Raw genomic sequence first — 17,550 nt, 5'->3', positions numbered from 1 at the left:
GCCGTCTTACGCCCCTTCAATATTGCTGCAAGCCTTTCTGATTATGATGTTCGCATTTTCGAAAGCGAACGCTAACCGAATGCCTTCGCATCAATGAAGCAATGCACGGAGACTTGCCCAGTGTTCGCTTTGATAATAAAGCGAACACATGCAGACAAGCGAACGCCACCAACGCATCCGGATCCGGGCGCAGACAGACGGTAAGGTGCTGGCCACAACCCTTGCAAACGAACTTGGGGTGGCGGTGCAGACGATCCGCCGCGATCTGCGCCAGCTTTGCGCGACAGGCGTATTGGAGCGCGTGCATGGCGGCGCGGTTCTGCCCTCTGGCGTGCGCAACATTGGCTATGGCGACAGGCGCGCCTCCAACCGTGACGTGAAGGCCAGGATCGCCCGACGCGCGGCGCAACTGATCCCTGACAACGCCTCGCTTTTTCTGAACATCGGCACAACGACAGAGGCTGTGGCACAAGCGCTTCACGGACATCGCAATCTGATGGTGGTGACCAACAACCTCAACGTGGCAAACATTCTGGCGGGCAATCCCACTTGTGATGTTGTTGTCGCGGGTGGGTCTTTACGTCGCTCTGACGGTGGATTGGTTGGCGACCTGGCTGCACTGGCTATTGACCGGTTCAAAGTGGATTTCGCCGTGATCGGCACGTCAGCGATTGATTTGGGCGGTGACCTTTTGGACTTCGACCCCGAAGAGGTGCGAGTCAGTCAGCAAGTGATCAAAGCGGCGCGGGCGACGGTGCTGGTGGCTGACAGCACCAAGTTCACCCGCAAAGCGCCAGTCAAGATTGCCTCGCTCGCGCAGGTCGATCACTTCGTAACTGACAGGGTGCCTTCAGAGGCGTTGATCAACGCATGCGCCGATTGGAGCACGCGGATCGCCCTCGTCTAACGGACTTCGCCCGCTTGCTTGAGTCTTTTGCTCACTGACGTGGCGAGACCCGCTTTTACCAAACCGGTCTCGCCCATTCCCGCTCATGCGACGGGAAGCGCATCGGACGTGTATTGACCAGCAAAATCGCCAACAGGCGGGATTGGCTTGATCACGTCGATCAGAACGCCATTCGGGTCCTGCGTGATGAAATGGCGTTGGCCAAAGGCCTCATCGGTGAGCGTTTTCAGGATCGGCAGACTGGCATCTTTCAGGCGTGCAAACTCCGCATCGACATCCTCGACCTCGAAATTCAGGATGAGGCCGCTGCTCGTACCTCGCCCCACTTCAGGGATCGTCTCGTGGTCACCTTTCAGGATGGCGACGTTGACTTTCGGGTCCTCGCTTGATTGCAGATGGCAATACCAATCAGCCTCAAAACTGACATTGAAGCGGAAGTTGTCGACATAGAAGGCTTTGGTGGCCGCCACGTCGTCGGTCTGGATCACAGGGTAATACTGAGTCGATTTCATCTTGCTTCTCCCTTCTGGCTACATACATTCTGTTTGTATCTTATTCATAAACATACAGGCTGTATGTATGCAAGAAGAAAAGCGCACCCGCTCTAACAAATCGCGCACGGACGCAACACGCGCCGCGTTGATGAAGGCCGCAAGGGATTTGTTTTCTCAGAAGGGCTACGCCGAAACGTCAACACCGGAAGTGGTTAAGGCCGCGGGGGTGACGCGCGGCGCGCTTTACCACCACTTCGAAGACAAGGTGGATCTGTTCCGCGCAATCGTGACGGAGGAATATCAGAAGGTCGCCGCCGAGATCACCGCCTCGGCGAAGGATGATCCGAAAGATGCCATCGACGCGTTGCGCCAGGGCAGCCGGGGTTTTCTTGCGGCGATGAAGGATCACGGCCGCGTGCGGATCATGCTGCTGGATGGCCCGGCGGTGCTGGGACGTGCCGAGATTGACCGGATTGACCGGGAAACATCGGCAGATGCGTTGCGGCTGGGGCTAGAGGACGCCATGGAGGCCAAGCAGATGAAGACGCTCCCCGTTCAAGCGTTGACCGTGCAGCTTTCTGCACTGTTTGATCGTTCGGCACTTGCGATTTCTGAAGGTGAAGACCGGGACGCGCATCTGGAGATTCTGGATGCGATCTTTGAAACCCTAGCTTGAGTGCTAAGCGCCGCGAACGCAAAAGTCTTGGAAGACTTTTACCAAGATGATTCCAATAGTCGTGGTCAGCCCATGATCACTCTGTCGCACTTTTGAATCCAGTCGCCACCACAAATTTTTCCGAACTGTCCGCGCGTGACGCTGGCGGCTTCACATTGGCAACTTTCGCAAAGCGCTGTTTCAGAAGCTTCTGCAACTCCCCCTCGGCCCCGCCCGCAAGGACCTTGGCGACAAAGGTGCCGCCGTCTGTCAGAACGTCAAAGGCAAAATAAGCCGCCGCCTCACACAACCCGATGATGCGCAAATGATCGGTTTGTTTGTGACCTGACGAGGCTGCGGCCATGTCCGACATGACCACATCCGCATTGCCGCCCAGCCATGCCCGCACTTGCGCATCCGCGTCATCTTCCATGAAATCAAGCTGATGGATTTCCGCCCCCGCAATCGGCTCCACCTCTTGCAGATCGATCCCAAGCACAAAGCCCTGCGCCTTGCTCGTCCGTTCGCCCAACGCATTCACGCGTTTCACTGCGACCTGGCACCAGCCACCGGGCGCACAGCCAAGGTCGACCACACGGGCACCCGGCACCAGAAACCGGTACTTGTCGTCGAGTTCCAAGATCTTATAGGCCGCCCTGCCCCGATAGCCATCGGCCCGCGCACGCTTAACATATGGATCGTTCAACTGGCGCTGTAACCATTTGGTCGAACTCAGCTTGCGACCGCGCGCGGTGCGCACCTTCACGGTCAAGTCCCTTTGCCCTCGGCCAGATGTATTCTTCGATTTCCGTGCCATGCAAAGCCCCTAAAACGGCCTGTCTTCCAGCACACCATCCGCCGACATCTGCGCGTAAAGCAACCCTTCCCGCAGACCACGATCTGCCACAGACAGACGGTCGGTGGGCCAAAGCCGCATCAAGGCCTGCAGAATTGCTGAGCCTGACATGATCAGCGCCTGTCGGTCCTTGCCAATCCTTGGGTCATTTCGGCGGCCCGCAGGACCCAGCGCCAGATAGTCGCGAATGACGGTGTCAATCTGATCAGACGTCATCCGCAGCCCGTCCACCTTGGTCCGGTCGTAACGTTTGAGCCCCAGAAAGCTCGCCGCGACCGTTGTGACGGTGCCGCTTGTGCCGATGATCTGAAACCCTTCGCGTGCCTGTTCGGCGGCGTAAGGCGAGAATTCCTCAAGGTTCTCCTCAAAAAACCAACTCATCAGGGCAAAGCGGGCGGCGTCATCCTCCACATCCGAGAACTGATCACGCAACGTCGCCACGCCCAAGGGCACCGAAATCCAGTCCACCACCTTGGCCGCTGCAAAGGGCCCAGGGTCAGACTTGAACCCCGCATGCAGTCGCATGATCGCGCGCGGACGCTCGCGTTTCGGCACATTGGTCAGATCAATCCATACAAGCTCTGTCGAGCCACCGCCGATATCGACGACCAAGAGTTGCTCGGTATTCACGCTGACAAGAGGCGCGCAGGAAATCACGGCAAGCCGCGCCTCTTCCTCGGGCTTAATGATCTCAAGCTCCAGCCCCGTCTCGCGGCGAACCTGCGCTACGAAATTGTCGCCGTTCAGCGCGCGCCTGCAGGCCTCGGTCGCGACGAGACGCATGCGTTTCACCTTGTGGCGCTTCAGCTTCTCTCTGCAAATCCGCATAGCCGAGATGGTCCGGTTCATCGACGCCCGCGACAATTTACCCGTACTTTCAAGGCCATGGCCCAGCTGTACGGATTTCGAGAAGCTGTCCACCACATGAAACTGACTGCCCTTCGGCTGGGCAATCAACATCCGACAGCTATTTGTGCCCAGATCCAGTGCCGCATAAAGCTGCGCCGGATCGGGCGAGGTTGGCGCGAGGGTCTCAACCGCTTTGGGAAACGCGCCCGCACCTTTGGGACGCTTGGGCGCCATCTTTACGCCCTCCATTTCAAGTTAACTCTAAGCTAGGCTGCCAAGCGCCGACGCACAAGCCTTGTGCAAGCGGATTTGAAATCCCCACATATATGACATGAAGATTTTGCCGCCCGCAGCCTATAGCCGCTGGCCTGTAAGATCGGATAGCAAAGGCCCGTCGCGGATCGCATCTGCGATGTCGAAAACCGGCATAATGCGGCACATATCAGTGTTAGAACGGACGCTACAAAGCGCGAGAGGAATCAGATGCCCGAAGTTACAATCGTATATTGGCGCGACATCCCGGCGCAGGTGATCGTCGGGCGCGGCCGTCGCGGCACCAAACGCCCCCTGCCCGAGAGATTTGAACAGGCGATTGACCGGGCGGCAATGAAATCCGGCGCCGCTGAGTCCGATGATTACATGGCGGGCTTTCGCAAGGCTGAACCCATTGCAGTCGACGGTACGGAAACCGAGGCGGCTGACACGACAGTGATCCGGCTTGATAGCGAGTATGACCCGGACCGGATCAAGACCCTGATTGCCAATGATGGCTGGGCTTGAAGCCGCCCACCCTATTCCCTGCCCGCCTGACGGAGGCCTTTATGTCACTACTCTCATTCCGCAAAACCAAGGAAACACCCGACACAACGGTCAACCCGGAAGTCGAGGCGTTCTTGCAGGATTACTCGATTGAGGTGATGCCGCGCACGGCAGAGAAAGTGGACAGCTTTCGCGATCTCCTGCCCGAAGGCACCCGCGTCTACATCGCGCATATTGAGGGCACATCGATCGACGACATGGTCGCTACAGCCAAGCGTCTGGCGGCAGACGGCTATCAGGTGATGCCGCATTTTCCCGCACGCATCATCAAGGACAAGGCGACCCTCGCCGAGTGGATTGCGCAGTATCAGGGTGAGGCGGGCGTTGAGCAGGCACTGCTTTTGGCCGGTGGTGTGGCCAAACCGCACGGTGATTTCGACAGCTCCATGCAGCTTCTGGAAACCGGCCTTTTCGATCAGGCCGGGTTCAAACGTTTGCACGTCGCAGGCCACCCGGAAGGCAACAAGGACATCGACAAGGATGGCAGCGACACGAATGTGATGGCCGCCTTGCGCTGGAAACAGGCCTTTGCCGACAAAACCGATGCCGACATGGCCATCGTGACGCAATTTGCCTTTGATCCAGAGCCGCTGATCGCCTGGGCCGATGCGCTGCGCACGGCGGGTATCACAATCCCGGTCCATATCGGCATTGCTGGGCCCGCAAAGCTGCAAACGCTGATCAAATTTGCCATTGCCTGCGGCGTTGGCCCGTCGCTGAAGGTTTTGCAAAAGCGGGCGATGGACGTCTCAAAGCTGCTGCTGCCTTACGAGCCGAATGATGTGATCACAGCACTCGCCGCGCATAAAGCGGCACATCCCGACTTCAACATCAGCAATGTGCACTTCTTCCCGCTTGGCGGGATCAAGACCAATGCCAACTGGGCCATCGCCAATGGCGGTGCTGCCGCCGTTGCAGCCTCGCAAACCTGAAAGCCCCCTATATGACACGCACGATTGTCGAATCCAAAACCAAGACCGCGATCATCGGATTCGATGAGCCATTTTGTGTGATCGGGGAAAGGATCAACCCAACGGGCCGCAAGATCCTTGCCGCCGAGCTTGAACAGGGTGATTTCAGCCGGGTCGAGGCCGATGCTCTGGCGCAAGTTGCGGCCGGTGCCAATGTGCTTGATATCAATTCCGGTGCCGTCTTTTCAAACAAGATGGCCGAAGACCCGCGCTATGCGGATAACAACTTTGTTGAGCCGCCCTTGATGAAGGAAATGGTCGAGCGGGTGCAAGCTGTCACCGATATCCCCCTCTGCATCGACAGTTCCGTGCCCGGCGCGCTTGAGAATGGGCTGGAGGCTGCAGAAGGGCGCCCTTTGTTGAACTCAGTGACGGGCGAGGAAGAGCGGCTCGAACTGGTGTTGCCGTTGGTGAAGAAATACAACGTGCCGGTGGTTGCAATCTCAAACGACGATACCGGGATCAGCGAAGACCCTGATATACGCTTTGCCGTAGCGAAGAAGATCGTGGAGCGCGCAGCGGATTTCGGCATCCCGGCGCATGACATTGTGGTCGATCCACTGGTGATGCCAATCGGCGCGATGGACACTGCAGGTCAGCAGGTCTTTACCCTCGTCCGGCGCCTACGGGAGGAATTAGGCGTGAACACAACATGCGGCGCGTCGAATATCAGCTTTGGCTTGCCCAACCGTCACGGGATCAACAATGCTTTCCTGCCCATGGCGATGACAGCTGGCATGACAAGCGCGATCATGAACCCGATCGCCTTACCGATTGGCCTCAAGAAGATTGCCGAGAAGAAAGCCGAAATCGCCGCGGCGGGTGTGATTCTTCCTGATGGGATGGATGACGAGACATTCGTGACCCTCTTCGGTATGGGCTCGACCAAAGCGCGCGCGGGCAGCGAGATGGAGGCCATTCGCGCAGCCAATTATCTGACGAACAACGATGAGGGCGGCAGCGAATGGATCAAGTTCAACCGTGCGCCTGCCAAGGAAGGCGAAGGCCGCGAACGGCGCGGGCGCAGGCGGCGCGCGTAACCAGACTTTTTAGAAATATCTGCCCAAATTCGTTATCAAGGAATCTGCTAGGAAACCCGTCCGGCCAAACCGCGCAAAGCGCTGTTCAGAATCGCCAGATCGCCACCAACACCTAAGAATGTCACGCCTTTCTTGGCGTATTCCGCAAAGCGTCTCTCATCAAAGGTGATGATACCAGCGATTTTGCCTGCCTTAGTAGTACGCGCGATCAGATGATCAATCGCCTTTTCGACCTCTGGATGATCGGGCTGACCGGGATATCCCATATCGGCGGACAGGTCGGCAGGCCCGACGAACACCCCGTCAACACCGTCTACCGCTGCAATCGCGTCAATGTTTTCAACCGCCTTCGCGCTTTCCGCCTGAACAAGCAGGCACATCTGCGCATTCGCCGCATGTGGATAATCGGCAATTGACCCGAACCCGGATGCCCGCGCCAAGACGGCCCCCATACCACGGATGCCGTCCGGGGGATATCGCATCGCCCGCGCCATTTCTTCCGCTTTGGCTGCATCATCGACCATCGGGACAAGCACTGTCTGGCACCCCAAATCCAGCACCTGCTTGACCATCCAGACATCCGCATTGGTGATCCGGACAACCGCTTGTGTCCCGGTCAGTGCCAGCGCCTGCAATTGCGGCAGCATCTCGGTCAGGGTGTTTGGACCGTGTTCGCCGTCAATCAGGCACCAGTCGAAACCCGCCTGCCCTGCAATCTCGGCCAGGACCGCTGAGCCGGAGGTGAGCCACAGACCATGCTGTACCCTGCCGCTCTTCAAAGCAGTTTTGAGCGTGTTTTCCGCGACCTGCATAGCTCTATCGGTAATAAAGCGAATGACCGTTGTGGAAAATCTGCACCTTCGCAGGGTCTGCAGTGAATTTCAGGGTTTTGCCCCGGATATCCCGATGGATGCCTGCCAACTTCGCGATGACTGTATCCGTGTCGTGATCGCTGCTGGGCGGTTCAAAATAGATCTGCGTCACTTCACCCAGCGCTTCCACGATGCTGACCTTATCCGAGAACAGATAATCGTCACTTTCTGTCAGGATCATATCCTCGGGCCGGACCCCGATATTGACCTTGAGACCCACGTCAGACGCCTGCGTCGGCACCGCCGAATGCGCCACCGCGCCGCCTTCCAGTTTCACCGTCGTCTGTTCACCGGTCTCGACAATCTCACCGGCCAGCAGGTTCATCGCCGGGGAGCCGATAAACTGTGCGACAAATTCGTTCTCCGGCCGCTCATAAAGCTCCAGCGGCGTGCCCACCTGCGCGATGCCTTTGTTGGCCAATACCACAATCCGACTGGCCAGCGTCATCGCCTCCACCTGATCGTGCGTGACATAGATCATTGTGCTTTCAGGCATCGATTCCTTCAGCTGCGCAATCTCGATCCGGGTCGCGACGCGCAAAGCGGCATCGAGGTTCGAGAGCGGCTCATCGAAAAGATAAACCTTGGGGTCACGCACAATGGAGCGGCCAATCGCAACACGCTGCCGCTGCCCGCCCGAGAGCGCCTTGGGCAGGCGATCAAGATACTGATCCAATTGCAAAATCCTGGCGGCCTTGCTGACAGCTTCATCAATCTCGGCCTGGGATTTCTTTGCCAGTTTCAGCGCAAATGACATGTTATCGCGGACGGTCATATGGGGGTATAGCGCGTAGGACTGGAACACCATCGCAATACCGCGCTGTGCAGGCGGTACGTCATTGACCAAGTCCCCATCGATTTCTAGCGTCCCGCCCGTGATCTTTTCCAGCCCCGCAATCATCCGCAAAAGCGTCGATTTCCCGCAACCCGACGGCCCAACAAAGACGATCAGCTCACCCTGTTTGATGTCCAGATTGATGTTTTTCAGGACATCAACCGTGCCGCCATAGGTCTTGGCGACGTCCGTTAGTTTCAGATCAGCCATGTCTCACTCCCCTGATATTCATGACTTGAGCGCGAGGCAAACCTGCCAAGGCCCAAGATGCAGTCTCCCGTCTGCAGATGTATGTGCGCTGCCCAGTTCGGCGCCAATAGGCGTCCAAGTCCCCGCGGGCAGATCGAAATCCGATGGTGTTTCGCTCACGTTAAAGGCGCAGAAAATCGTCTGACTGCCTTCGGTTCGCGTGAAGTAGACGACATCGCCCTCGGCCTTCACGCCGTCATGGGCGCCGATGCTGACCGCCGGATGTGTGTGGCGAAAGGCGATGGCCTTGCGATAATGGTGCAAAAGCGCGCCCGGCTCATCCTCTTGTGCTGCGACCGACAAATGCAGATGTTCGGAGGCGACGGGCAGCCAGGGCTTGGTCGCTGAGAAACCGCCATTCTGGTTGCTGGGCTCCCACACCATTGGCGTGCGGCAGCCGTCGCGGCCCTTGAACTCCGGCCAGAATTCGATGCCGTAAGGATCTTGAAGGTCTTCAAAAGCCACATCGGCCTCTGGCAGCCCCAGCTCCTCACCCTGATAAATGCAGACCGAGCCGCGCAAGCACATGATCAGCGTGGCGAACATGCGTTGGGCTGCGGGGGGCAGGTCCCAGCGGCTCGCATGGCGGATCACGTCATGGTTCGAAAACGCCCAGCAGGCCCAGCCGTCGGCGGCCACTTCATCAACGCGGTTCATGACATGCACGATCCGTTCAGCGGTGGGTTGATCCTTGGCCAGAAACTCGAACGCGTAGCACATCTGCACCAGATCATCGCCGGCCGTGTATTCGCCCATAATTTCCAGCCCCAATTGGGCGTCACCCACCTCGCCCACGGCGGCGGCGCCATAAGGTTCCATCACCGCGCGCAGACGCGCAAGGAACTTCGTATTGTCGGGATGGTTCTTATCGTAGAGGTGCTCCTGGTGATTGTAGGGGTTCACCGATGGCGCGATGGTCGCGTTGCGACGCTCCGGCGGCAAGGCCGGGTTATCACGCAGCGCTGCGTCATGCATGTAGAAGTTGATCGTATCGAGGCGGAAACCGTCGCAACCCCGGTTCAGCCAAAAACGAGCGACGTCCAACAGCGCGTCCTGCACGGCGGGCTCATGGAAGTTCAGGTCCGGCTGCGAGACGAGGAAGTTGTGCAGATAGTATTGCTCCCGCCGCGTGTCCCACTGCCAGGCTGAGCCGCCAAAGATTGACAGCCAGTTGTTAGGCGGCGTGCCATCGGGCTTTGGGTCCGCCCAGACATACCAATTGGCTTTGTCGTTGGTGCGGTTCGCCCGGCTTTCTGCGAACCACAGATGCTGATCGCTGGTATGGCTGAGCACCAGATCGATCATCACTCGGATGCCCAACCGGTGGGCCGTTTCGACGACTGCATCGAAATCAGCCAGCGAGCCGAACATCGGATCGACATCGCAATAATCGCTCACGTCATAGCCGAAATCCTTCATCGGCGACATGAAGAAGGGTGAAATCCAGATCGCATCCACCCCAAGCGAGGCGATGTAAGGCAGGCGCTGCACGATGCCAAGCAGATCGCCCACCCCGTCGCCGTTGCTGTCCTGGAAGCTGCGCGGATAGATCTGATAGATCACCGCGCCGCGCCACCAATCCTTGTCGATGGCCGTCTCTGCAGTCGTGGCAAGATTGGCGTTCATGGCCGTTGTTCCTGTCTCATCGCAGTCTCGGACATGATCCGGGACCTCCGGTTGAGGTTGAGGTCCCGGGTCGTTGCCCGGGACTGCGTTTCACTTACTTCACCGAACCGGCCAAGAGGCCACGTACCAGATACTTTTGCATTGCAAAGAAGACCAGAAGCGGCACCGCGATCGACACGAAAGCGGAGGTCGCCAAGATCTCCCAATCGCCGCCGCGCGTGCCCAAAAGCTCCACAATCTGCTTGGTCATCACTGTCGTCTGACCCGACGCGTCGATGAGGAACACGAGCGCGACAAGCAGGTCATTCCAAGTCCACAGGAACTGGAAGATCGCGAAGGAGGCCAGTGCCGGGAAGCTGAGCGGCAGAATGATCTTCGTGAAGATCTGGAAATCCGTCGCCCCGTCCACCTTCGCGTTCTCGATAATGTCGCGCGGTAGCCCCACCATGTAGTTCCGCAACAGATAGATCGCGAGCGGCAGGCCAAAGCCCGTATGAGCAAGCCAGACCCCCAGATACCCTTTCCCGATGCCAATCGCGTTATGCAGCGACAAGAGCGGGATGAGCGCGAGTTGCAGTGGCACAACCAGCAGACCAACCACCGCCGCAATCAGCAATGCCCGCCCCGGGAAATCCATCCATGCCAGCGCATAGGCCGCAAATGCCGCGATCAGAATAGGGATGATTGTCGCCGGGATCACCACGGTCAGCGTGTTAAAGAACGCCTTGGCCATGCCTTCGGAATTATCCTCGTCAAACAGCACGAAGTTGTAGTTATCGAGCGTGAAATCAGGCGGCGTGGTCGCGTCGATAAAGACACGCTGCGCCCGGCCGCTGATCTGATCGTCATTGCCCTGCCAGACGTAAGTCCCATCGGCGTTCAGCGTGAAGCTTTCTCCGTCTCCCATGTCATACGTGTCACCGGGTGTGTTCTCCCCCAAACGGCGGCTTGATGTGGACCAACCGCTGATCTCACCTGCGAATGCTTCGTCGCCAAAGATATTCCCTCGGACAGCAAAGACACCGTTGCCCAGATCAACTCGGTTGTCATCCGGGTCAGCGGCCCGGATCTGCAGGGTTTGCTCCGCCGGGAACATCGCCGACCACCAGCCCGACGCGGTGATCTGATCCCCCGTCCGGAAGGACGACACAAAAAGACCCAGCGTCGGAAACAGCCACAGAAGAACCAGCAACACAACCGAGATATTCAGCGCCCATACCACAATGGGCTTTTGTCCAGCCATCGCATCCATCAGCGCATCTCCTTCCGGGCGTTGTAGACGTTCCAGACCAGGATGGGCGTCACCATCAGCATGATGATCATGGCCGCAGCCGACCCCATGCCCCAGTCATTCGCGCGGAACAATTTGTCGTACATGTAATTTGCCAGCACCTGCGTCTCCCACTGGCCGTTGGTCATCGCGAAGACGATGTCGAACACCTTCAGCGTGGCAATTGTAATCGTGGTCCAGACCACAACGATGGTCGACATGATCTGGGGGATTTTGATCTTGAAGAAGATCTGGAACGGGTTGGCGCCGTCAATGATCGCAGCCTCAACCGTCTCTTCCGGGATACCGCGCAAGGCGGCAGACAGGATCACCATGGCAAAACCGGTCTGGATCCAGATCAATACAATCATCAGGAAAAAGTTGTTCCAGAACGGGATCTGCAACCATTGCTGCGGCTCTGCCCCACCGAATGTCAGGTAAAGGTGGTTCAGAATACCGATCTGAGCCACATCTTCTGGCCGGGCTTCATAGACCAGTTTGAAGATCACAGCCGCACCCACAAACGAGATCGCCATCGGCATAAAGACGATGGATTTCGCGATGTTCCCCCAACTCAACCGGTCCGTCAGCTGCGCGGCGAGCAGCCCGAAACCTGTCGCCGCCGCAGGCACCACAATCAGCCACAAGACGTTGTTCCACATCGCCTCGACAAATTTTGGCTCGGCAAACATCTGCGTGTAATTCTCAAGCCCGACAAACGCGTATTCATTGCCCGGCAAACGCTCCAGAAAGCTCAGGCGCAATGTGGCGAACACCGGGTAGGCCAGATACAATCCCAAGGCGAAAATCGCAGGAAACAGAAAGATCCACGGTCGGATCATATTGGCGCGGTTGATGTTCCGCCCCGCATTCGGCCCTTTGGCCGGAAACAGCACTTTGTCCAGGAATAGGTTGGCGCCGTAAAAGTACCCGACGCAGCCACCGACACCCACAATAATCGTGACCAGTCCAAGCAATGCAGGATGCATGGTCTCCTCCCCGTGGCGATGAATTGCGGTTGAAACCGCTTATTGGCACGGACGATTGTCCGTCCGTGCCGTTGTCAAATCAAGCTCTTTGACTTGATTTCATCCGCTTACTTCAGCGCGTCCCAGCTGTTCTGAATCGCAGTCGTCACGGTTTCGGCGTCAGCACCGCCGACATAGTCAACCATGCCCGTCCAGAACGTGCCGGCACCAACAGCGCCCGGCATCAGGTCGGATGCGTCGAAGCGGAAAGTCGTTGCGTTCAGCAGGATTTCCCCCTGGCCCCGCAGGATTTCATCCTTGTACGTGTCAAGGTTCACGCCGGAATGCGGTGTCAGGAAACCCGTCTGCGCCATCATCACCTCGTGGGCGAGCGGCAGTTGCAGATACTCCATGAACTCCATCGTCGCATCGGACGCATTGGTCACAGCCATCAATGTGCCGCCACCCAGAACCGGGTTACCAAGGTCTTTTTCTGCGAAGGATGGGAAGTAAAAGAAATCTGCATCCTCGCCAGGCACAACATCGTCAGGGAAGAACGCAGTGGCGAAAGAGGCCTGGCGGTGCATGTAGCATTGTGGTGGCGACGAGAAGAGACCGGTTGGGCTGTCGCGGAAGTCAGTCGACCCGACAGCGGCAGAACCACCTGCAACCATGTCGTCATTCTTAGCGAACATGCCGAAGGTTTCGACAGCCTCAATAACCTTTGGATCGTTGAATGGGATGTCGTTGGTCACCCACTGATCATAGGTTTCGGGCGTCTGTGTGCGCAGCATGATGTCTTCGACCCAGTCAGTCGCAGGCCACCCCGTTGCAGGGCCGGAACCCAGACCGATGCACCAAGGCGTCTCACCATCTGCGATGATCTGTTCAGACAACGCGATCAGGTCCTCCATGCTCTCTGGCACTTCGTAATCGGCGTCCTCGAAATTCTCGGGGCTGTACCAGACCAGCGATTTGACGTTCACGTTGTAAAAGAAGCCATAGAACTGGTCATCACCGCTGGCATCCGCATAAGTGCCCAGATCCACCCAGGACTGACCGGCGGCGTAGTTGTCGGCGACCCAGGATGCCATGTCGTCACCCAATGGCGTCAGCAGACCTTGCGCGGCCATCGTCGCCGCCAGACCCGGTTGGGGGAAGACAGCTACGTTGGGGGCTGAACCGGCTTCGGCATCAATCACGATCTGCTGCTCGAACCCGTCTGAGCCGGTATAGGTGACGTTGGCACCGGTCGCATCAGCAAAATAGGCGATAGCCGACCGAAAGAAATCATCCTCGGGCGACAACCACGGGCCAAAGACCGTGACGGATTGCCCGCTGAGGTCAGGTGCGTTTGCAGCCCATTCATTGTAGCTGTCCCAGCTAAAATCGCCCTCTCCCGGCGCATAGACCAAATGGCCGTCCGCCTGAACGGTGCTCGCCATCAGACCAACCGCTGCCACGCTGGCATACAGTTTCGTTTTCATTGATCGTCCTCCCAATCGCACCCTTGCGGTATGCGTGACTTTATTTCTGCACGCTTCGCGCGCGGTTTGCCCATCTGGCGCAAAGGAATCATGTTCAAAGCGCTTTGGATGACGTTACAGTTGAGCATGTTGTCGGCCCTGTCAACACGCCAGTGCTTGGGAAAAAAGGCTTGGATTTTTCAAATCTGCGGTTTACTGAAACGATTACGGGGCCGAACTACAGCGGATTTGAGCCAAACCAGGCGGCAGAAAATGAAAGCGCTTTGAACGACTTTACGACAAGATGAACCTCAAAGAACTCTCGCAAAATCTGGGACTTAGCCAAACGACCGTGAGCCGTGCGCTTAACGGCTATCCCGAAGTGAGCCCAGCCACGCGCGCCCGTGTCGAAGAAGCCGCGAGAGCGTTCAACTACCGCCCAAGCAATCGCGCGAAAGGGTTGGCAACCGGCAAAGCGCTGGCCATCGGCCATGTCATACCGGTTTCAAACAAGCACGAGATGGTGAACCCGGTTTTTGGCGATTTCATCGCCGGTGCGGGCGAGACCTATTCGCGGCACGGCTATGAGATGATCCTCTCCATTGTTGACGATGAGGACGAAGAACAGGTCTATCGCGGTTTGAAATCACGCCGCGCGGTTGACGGGGTGATCGTGCATGGGCCGCGGATGGATGACCCCCGGATCGGCTTATTGCACGACCTGGGGCTGCCGTTTGCGGTGCATGGGCGCGCCTCGGGTGTCGGCCAGCCTTACACTTGGCTTGACGTGAATAATCGCAGCGCTTTTGCGCGTGCCACGGCCTTTCTCTACGATCTAGGCCACCGGCGCATTGCCCTGATCAACGGGCTTGAAATGATGGATTTCGCTCATCGGCGCCGTGACGGCTATGCGCATGCGCTGATCGAACGTGATCTGCCACTTGATCCGATGCTCATGCGTTCGGGCGAAATGACAGAGGATTTCGGTTACCGCTCGACCGCTGCAATGCTTGACGGTGGCGGCCCGCCCACAGCGATCTTGTGTTCGTCATTGATCAGTGCCCTTGGCGTGCGCCGGGCGATTGAGGAGCGCGGTTTGCGCATGGGTGTTGACGTCTCAGTCGTCACCCATGACGACGTGCTGTCTTATCTGCAAAATGGCGGCGACGTGCCGATCTTCACTGCAACGCGGTCGTCCGTACGCGAGGCGGGTCGACGCCTCGCCGCAATGCTGCTTGATCACGTGGCCAACCCGCTTTTGGCGCCGCAAAACCAGCTTCTCGAAGCCGAATTGATGGTCGGCCAATCCACGGGCCCTGCCCCAAGCTAAGGATCAACATGAACTTTCAACGCTCGGATTTCCCGGCTGGCTTTGTGTTCGGGGCGGCCACCGCTGCTTACCAGATCGAAGGGCATCAGTTTGGCGGCGCGGGCCCAACACATTGGGACACATTCGCCGCAGGTCCCGGCAATGTCGTGCGCGCAGAAGACGGTGCGATTGCCTGCGACCACTACCACCGCTTTGCCGAAGATCTGGACCTGATGAAAGAGGCAGGCTTTGACGCCTATCGCTTTTCCACGTCCTGGGCGCGGGTCATGCCGGACGGGCGCCAGATGAATGAAGAAGGGCTCGACTTCTATGACCGGCTTGTTGACGCGATGCTGGAACGCGGACTGCAGCCGTTTCAGACGCTTTATCATTGGGAGCTTCCTTCTGTCCTGGCCGACAAGGGCGGCTGGACCAATCGCGACACTTGCGCCTATTTCGGCGATTTCACTGATGTGATCACCGACCGGATTGGCGACCGCGTCAGCTCTGTCGCGACCATCAATGAGCCTTGGTGTGTCGCGTATCTGTCGCATTTTCTTGGTCATCACGCGCCCGGTCTGCGCGACATCCGCGCAGCAGCACGTGCGATGCACCACATCCTTCTGGCCCATGGCACAGCACTTGAACGCCTGCGCGCCAAAGGCATCTCAAACTGCGGTATTGTGCTGAATTTCGATCACACCGACCCGAAGGACGACAGTGCTGATGCAGTTCAGGCCGCTGCCACAACGGATGCCATCTTTAACCGCTGGTTTATCGAGGCAATCACCAAGGGCACGTATCCCAGCGAAGCGCTGGAAGGCTTCGCCCCGCATATGCCGGGCGGCTGGCAAGACGACATGGCGCTGATCAGCCAGCGCCTCGATTTTCTGGGTGTCAACTACTACACCCGCCACTTGCTCAGCGCCACTGCGAACAATGTGTGGCCGCACACCACCTCCGAAGAGGGGCCGGGCGCTAAGACCCAGATGGGGTGGGAGATTTATCCTGATGGCCTCAGGAGCTTTCTGACCCGGCTCGCCCGCGACTATGTGGGCGATCTGCCGATTTATGTGACCGAGAATGGCATGGCCTGGAATGATCACATTGAAGACGGCGCTGTCACTGATCAGACGCGCATCCAATTTATCGCCGATCACATGGCCGCAACAACTCAGGCGATTGCCGAAGGTGCCAATGTCCGGGGCTTTTTCTATTGGTCGCTTCTGGACAATTACGAATGGGCCTTTGGCTATGAAAAACGCTTTGGCCTGATCCACGTGGATTTCGAGACCTTGAAGCGCACCCCGAAAGCGTCTTATCACGCGCTCAAATCCGCCATCGCGCGTTAGGAAGACTATGGCTCATCCCGACAATCTTTATTCGCTCGTTGCCGATATCGGCGGCACCAATACGCGCGTGGCCCTGGCCCACGAGCGAGACATTGTCGAGGGCACGATCCGGCGCTTTCGCAACGCTGATTATCCCGGTCTCGAATCCGTTTTACGCCAGTACATCGCCGATGAAGGCAGTGTTGATCCCAAAGCGGCCTGCGTGGCCGTCGCTGGCCCCGTCCGCGACAGCCGTGCGACTCTCACCAATCTCGACTGGGCCATTGATAAAGAATCGCTCGCAAGGGCGACCCGTGCTGAAACAGTTGCGATCCTGAACGACCTGCAGGCGCAAGGGCATGCTTTGGGCTACATTGATCCGGCCAATATCCGCACCATTTTGCCTGGGCCTTCGGGTCAGCCAAATGCGGCGCGTTTGATGGTGGGCGTCGGCACTGGCTTTAACGCCGCCCCGGTCTTTGATCTTGAACAAGGCCGCGTTGTCCCGCCTTCCGAAAGTGGCCACGCCAACCTGCCCATTCGCAACGAGATGGAACTGCGCCTCTGCCAGTTTGTATCAACGGCGCATGGCTTTCCCGCCGTGGAGGATGTGCTTTCGGGACGCGGGCTTGAACGCGCCTATGCCTTTCTGGGGCAAGAGGACGGCGCGCCCCGCGAGGCAGCTGCCAAGGATATTATGGCGGCCTGTGCCGATGGCAGCGATCCGCGTGCGGTGGCGGCGGCACGGCTTTTCACGCGTATCTTGGGCACGGTCTGTGGGAACCTGTCGCTGATCCAACTGCCCTTTGGCGGGGTTTACTTGGTGGGCGGCGTCGCGCGCGCCTTCGCGCCGCATCTGGGGCAGTTTGGTTTCGCCGAAGCGTTCCGCGATAAGGGGCGTTTTGCGGGCTTCATGAGCAACTTCGCGGTCCATGTGGTTGAGGATGATTACGCGGCGTTGACTGGGTCCGCGTCACACCTGGTGGCCTTGCAAAGCTGACGCGCCGTTCGGCGACGTAACGAAGACGCCCTC

General features: G+C 58.2%; 17 protein-coding genes. 8 read left to right on the top strand and 9 right to left on the bottom strand.

Going from position 1 to position 17,550, the window contains the following annotated elements; genetic code table 11:
• The first annotated feature begins 148 nt into the window (after positions 1 to 148).
• Positions 149 to 907, top strand: a complete 759-nt coding sequence (locus SLH49_RS12610) for a DeoR/GlpR family DNA-binding transcription regulator (protein WP_320269491.1) — start codon at positions 149 to 151, stop codon at positions 905 to 907.
• A gap of 83 nt (positions 908 to 990) precedes the next feature.
• Here SLH49_RS12610 and SLH49_RS12605 read toward each other — a convergent pair whose 3' ends face one another.
• A complete protein-coding gene (locus SLH49_RS12605) occupies positions 991 to 1,419 on the bottom strand; it encodes a VOC family protein (protein WP_320269489.1) in 429 nt (142 codons plus the stop codon).
• Positions 1,420 to 1,486: 67 nt separating this feature from the next.
• Here SLH49_RS12605 and SLH49_RS12600 point away from each other — a divergent pair, with 67 nt between their 5' ends.
• Positions 1,487 to 2,077 carry a helix-turn-helix domain-containing protein gene (locus SLH49_RS12600; protein WP_320269487.1) on the top strand — a complete coding sequence of 197 codons (591 nt, stop codon included), beginning with the start codon at positions 1,487 to 1,489 and terminating at the stop codon, positions 2,075 to 2,077.
• A 76-nt stretch (positions 2,078 to 2,153) separates the two neighbouring features.
• On the opposite strand, the gene SLH49_RS12595 is transcribed toward SLH49_RS12600, so the two are convergent.
• Positions 2,154 to 2,873 carry an RlmE family RNA methyltransferase gene (locus SLH49_RS12595; RefSeq protein WP_320269486.1) on the bottom strand — a complete coding sequence of 240 codons (720 nt, stop codon included), beginning with the start codon at positions 2,871 to 2,873 and terminating at the stop codon, positions 2,154 to 2,156.
• A 9-nt stretch (positions 2,874 to 2,882) separates the two neighbouring features.
• Complete coding sequence (locus SLH49_RS12590) at positions 2,883 to 3,995, bottom strand: Ppx/GppA phosphatase family protein (protein WP_320269485.1); 1,113 nt, start codon at positions 3,993 to 3,995, stop codon at positions 2,883 to 2,885.
• A 249-nt stretch (positions 3,996 to 4,244) separates the two neighbouring features.
• On the opposite strand from SLH49_RS12590, the gene SLH49_RS12585 reads away from it, so the two are divergent.
• The 3 genes from SLH49_RS12585 to SLH49_RS12575 are packed head-to-tail and all read left to right on the top strand — an operon-like array spanning position 4,245 to position 6,591.
• The gene (locus SLH49_RS12585; protein ID WP_320269484.1) at positions 4,245 to 4,541 is read left to right on the top strand and encodes a virulence factor; all 297 of its coding nucleotides are present in this window, start codon (positions 4,245 to 4,247) and stop codon (positions 4,539 to 4,541) included.
• Between the two features lie 41 nt (positions 4,542 to 4,582).
• On the top strand, positions 4,583 to 5,512 hold the full coding sequence (locus SLH49_RS12580) for a methylenetetrahydrofolate reductase (RefSeq protein ID WP_320269483.1): 930 nt from the start codon (positions 4,583 to 4,585) through the stop codon (positions 5,510 to 5,512).
• A gap of 11 nt (positions 5,513 to 5,523) precedes the next feature.
• Positions 5,524 to 6,591: a methyltetrahydrofolate cobalamin methyltransferase gene (locus SLH49_RS12575; protein WP_320269482.1), complete on the top strand. Its 1,068-nt coding sequence runs from the start codon at positions 5,524 to 5,526 to the stop codon at positions 6,589 to 6,591.
• Between the two features lie 47 nt (positions 6,592 to 6,638).
• Here SLH49_RS12575 and SLH49_RS12570 read toward each other — a convergent pair whose 3' ends face one another.
• The 6 genes from SLH49_RS12570 to SLH49_RS12545 form a co-directional block, all read right to left on the bottom strand.
• Positions 6,639 to 7,403: an HpcH/HpaI aldolase/citrate lyase family protein gene (locus SLH49_RS12570; RefSeq protein WP_320269481.1), complete on the bottom strand. Its 765-nt coding sequence runs from the start codon at positions 7,401 to 7,403 to the stop codon at positions 6,639 to 6,641.
• A gap of 4 nt (positions 7,404 to 7,407) precedes the next feature.
• Entirely contained in the window at positions 7,408 to 8,508 is a 1,101-nt protein-coding gene (locus SLH49_RS12565) for a sn-glycerol-3-phosphate ABC transporter ATP-binding protein UgpC (protein WP_320269480.1), read from the bottom strand.
• 18 nt (positions 8,509 to 8,526) lie between these two features.
• Positions 8,527 to 10,173 carry an alpha-amylase family glycosyl hydrolase gene (locus SLH49_RS12560; protein WP_320269479.1) on the bottom strand — a complete coding sequence of 549 codons (1,647 nt, stop codon included), beginning with the start codon at positions 10,171 to 10,173 and terminating at the stop codon, positions 8,527 to 8,529.
• 94 nt (positions 10,174 to 10,267) lie between these two features.
• Positions 10,268 to 11,425 carry a carbohydrate ABC transporter permease gene (locus tag SLH49_RS12555; protein ID WP_320269478.1) on the bottom strand — a complete coding sequence of 386 codons (1,158 nt, stop codon included), beginning with the start codon at positions 11,423 to 11,425 and terminating at the stop codon, positions 10,268 to 10,270.
• On the bottom strand, positions 11,425 to 12,432 hold the full coding sequence (locus tag SLH49_RS12550) for a sugar ABC transporter permease (protein WP_320269477.1): 1,008 nt from the start codon (positions 12,430 to 12,432) through the stop codon (positions 11,425 to 11,427). Before SLH49_RS12550 ends, SLH49_RS12555 begins: the two co-directional genes overlap by 1 nt.
• 107 nt (positions 12,433 to 12,539) lie before the next feature.
• Positions 12,540 to 13,898 carry an ABC transporter substrate-binding protein gene (locus SLH49_RS12545; RefSeq protein WP_320269476.1) on the bottom strand — a complete coding sequence of 453 codons (1,359 nt, stop codon included), beginning with the start codon at positions 13,896 to 13,898 and terminating at the stop codon, positions 12,540 to 12,542.
• 283 nt (positions 13,899 to 14,181) lie between these two features.
• Here SLH49_RS12545 and SLH49_RS12540 point away from each other — a divergent pair, with 283 nt between their 5' ends.
• From SLH49_RS12540 to SLH49_RS12530, 3 genes are read left to right on the top strand one after another with little or no spacing between them, the layout of a single operon-like run.
• Positions 14,182 to 15,207, top strand: a complete 1,026-nt coding sequence (locus tag SLH49_RS12540) for a substrate-binding domain-containing protein (protein ID WP_320269475.1) — start codon at positions 14,182 to 14,184, stop codon at positions 15,205 to 15,207.
• An 8-nt stretch (positions 15,208 to 15,215) separates the two neighbouring features.
• Positions 15,216 to 16,538 (top strand): GH1 family beta-glucosidase, encoded by a 1,323-nt coding sequence (locus SLH49_RS12535; RefSeq protein WP_320269474.1) that lies wholly within the window; start codon positions 15,216 to 15,218, stop codon positions 16,536 to 16,538.
• Positions 16,539 to 16,545: 7 nt separating this feature from the next.
• Positions 16,546 to 17,517, top strand: coding sequence for a glucokinase (locus SLH49_RS12530; RefSeq protein ID WP_320269473.1), 972 nt, complete (start codon positions 16,546 to 16,548; stop codon positions 17,515 to 17,517).
• The last annotated feature ends 33 nt before the right edge of the window (positions 17,518 to 17,550 follow it).

The sequence above is a fragment of the Cognatiyoonia sp. IB215446 genome, from assembly GCF_033963825.1.
Classification (GTDB): Bacteria; Pseudomonadota; Alphaproteobacteria; order Rhodobacterales; family Rhodobacteraceae; genus Yoonia.
Note: the sequence above shows the minus strand (reverse complement) of the source record. Positions and strands in the feature narration are given on the sequence as shown.

What these genes read in the sequence shown, in the direction of transcription:
- SLH49_RS12555 (WP_320269478.1), bottom strand. Translation starts at nt 11,425, where the DNA reads ATGGATGCGATGGCTGGACAAAAGCCCATTGTGGTATGGGCGCTGAAT.
- SLH49_RS12580 (WP_320269483.1), top strand. Translation starts at nt 4,583, where the DNA reads ATGTCACTACTCTCATTCCGCAAAACCAAGGAAACACCCGACACAACG.
- SLH49_RS12575 (WP_320269482.1), top strand. Translation starts at nt 5,524, where the DNA reads ATGACACGCACGATTGTCGAATCCAAAACCAAGACCGCGATCATCGGA.
- SLH49_RS12550 (WP_320269477.1), bottom strand. Translation starts at nt 12,432, where the DNA reads ATGCATCCTGCATTGCTTGGACTGGTCACGATTATTGTGGGTGTCGGT.
- SLH49_RS12540 (WP_320269475.1), top strand. Translation starts at nt 14,182, where the DNA reads ATGAACCTCAAAGAACTCTCGCAAAATCTGGGACTTAGCCAAACGACC.
- SLH49_RS12530 (WP_320269473.1), top strand. Translation starts at nt 16,546, where the DNA reads ATGGCTCATCCCGACAATCTTTATTCGCTCGTTGCCGATATCGGCGGC.
- SLH49_RS12610 (WP_320269491.1), top strand. Translation starts at nt 149, where the DNA reads ATGCAGACAAGCGAACGCCACCAACGCATCCGGATCCGGGCGCAGACA.
- SLH49_RS12565 (WP_320269480.1), bottom strand. Translation starts at nt 8,508, where the DNA reads ATGGCTGATCTGAAACTAACGGACGTCGCCAAGACCTATGGCGGCACG.
- SLH49_RS12545 (WP_320269476.1), bottom strand. Translation starts at nt 13,898, where the DNA reads ATGAAAACGAAACTGTATGCCAGCGTGGCAGCGGTTGGTCTGATGGCG.
- SLH49_RS12560 (WP_320269479.1), bottom strand. Translation starts at nt 10,173, where the DNA reads ATGAACGCCAATCTTGCCACGACTGCAGAGACGGCCATCGACAAGGAT.
- SLH49_RS12585 (WP_320269484.1), top strand. Translation starts at nt 4,245, where the DNA reads ATGCCCGAAGTTACAATCGTATATTGGCGCGACATCCCGGCGCAGGTG.
- SLH49_RS12535 (WP_320269474.1), top strand. Translation starts at nt 15,216, where the DNA reads ATGAACTTTCAACGCTCGGATTTCCCGGCTGGCTTTGTGTTCGGGGCG.
- SLH49_RS12595 (WP_320269486.1), bottom strand. Translation starts at nt 2,873, where the DNA reads ATGGCACGGAAATCGAAGAATACATCTGGCCGAGGGCAAAGGGACTTG.
- SLH49_RS12605 (WP_320269489.1), bottom strand. Translation starts at nt 1,419, where the DNA reads ATGAAATCGACTCAGTATTACCCTGTGATCCAGACCGACGACGTGGCG.
- SLH49_RS12570 (WP_320269481.1), bottom strand. Translation starts at nt 7,403, where the DNA reads ATGCAGGTCGCGGAAAACACGCTCAAAACTGCTTTGAAGAGCGGCAGG.
- SLH49_RS12590 (WP_320269485.1), bottom strand. Translation starts at nt 3,995, where the DNA reads ATGGCGCCCAAGCGTCCCAAAGGTGCGGGCGCGTTTCCCAAAGCGGTT.
- SLH49_RS12600 (WP_320269487.1), top strand. Translation starts at nt 1,487, where the DNA reads ATGCAAGAAGAAAAGCGCACCCGCTCTAACAAATCGCGCACGGACGCA.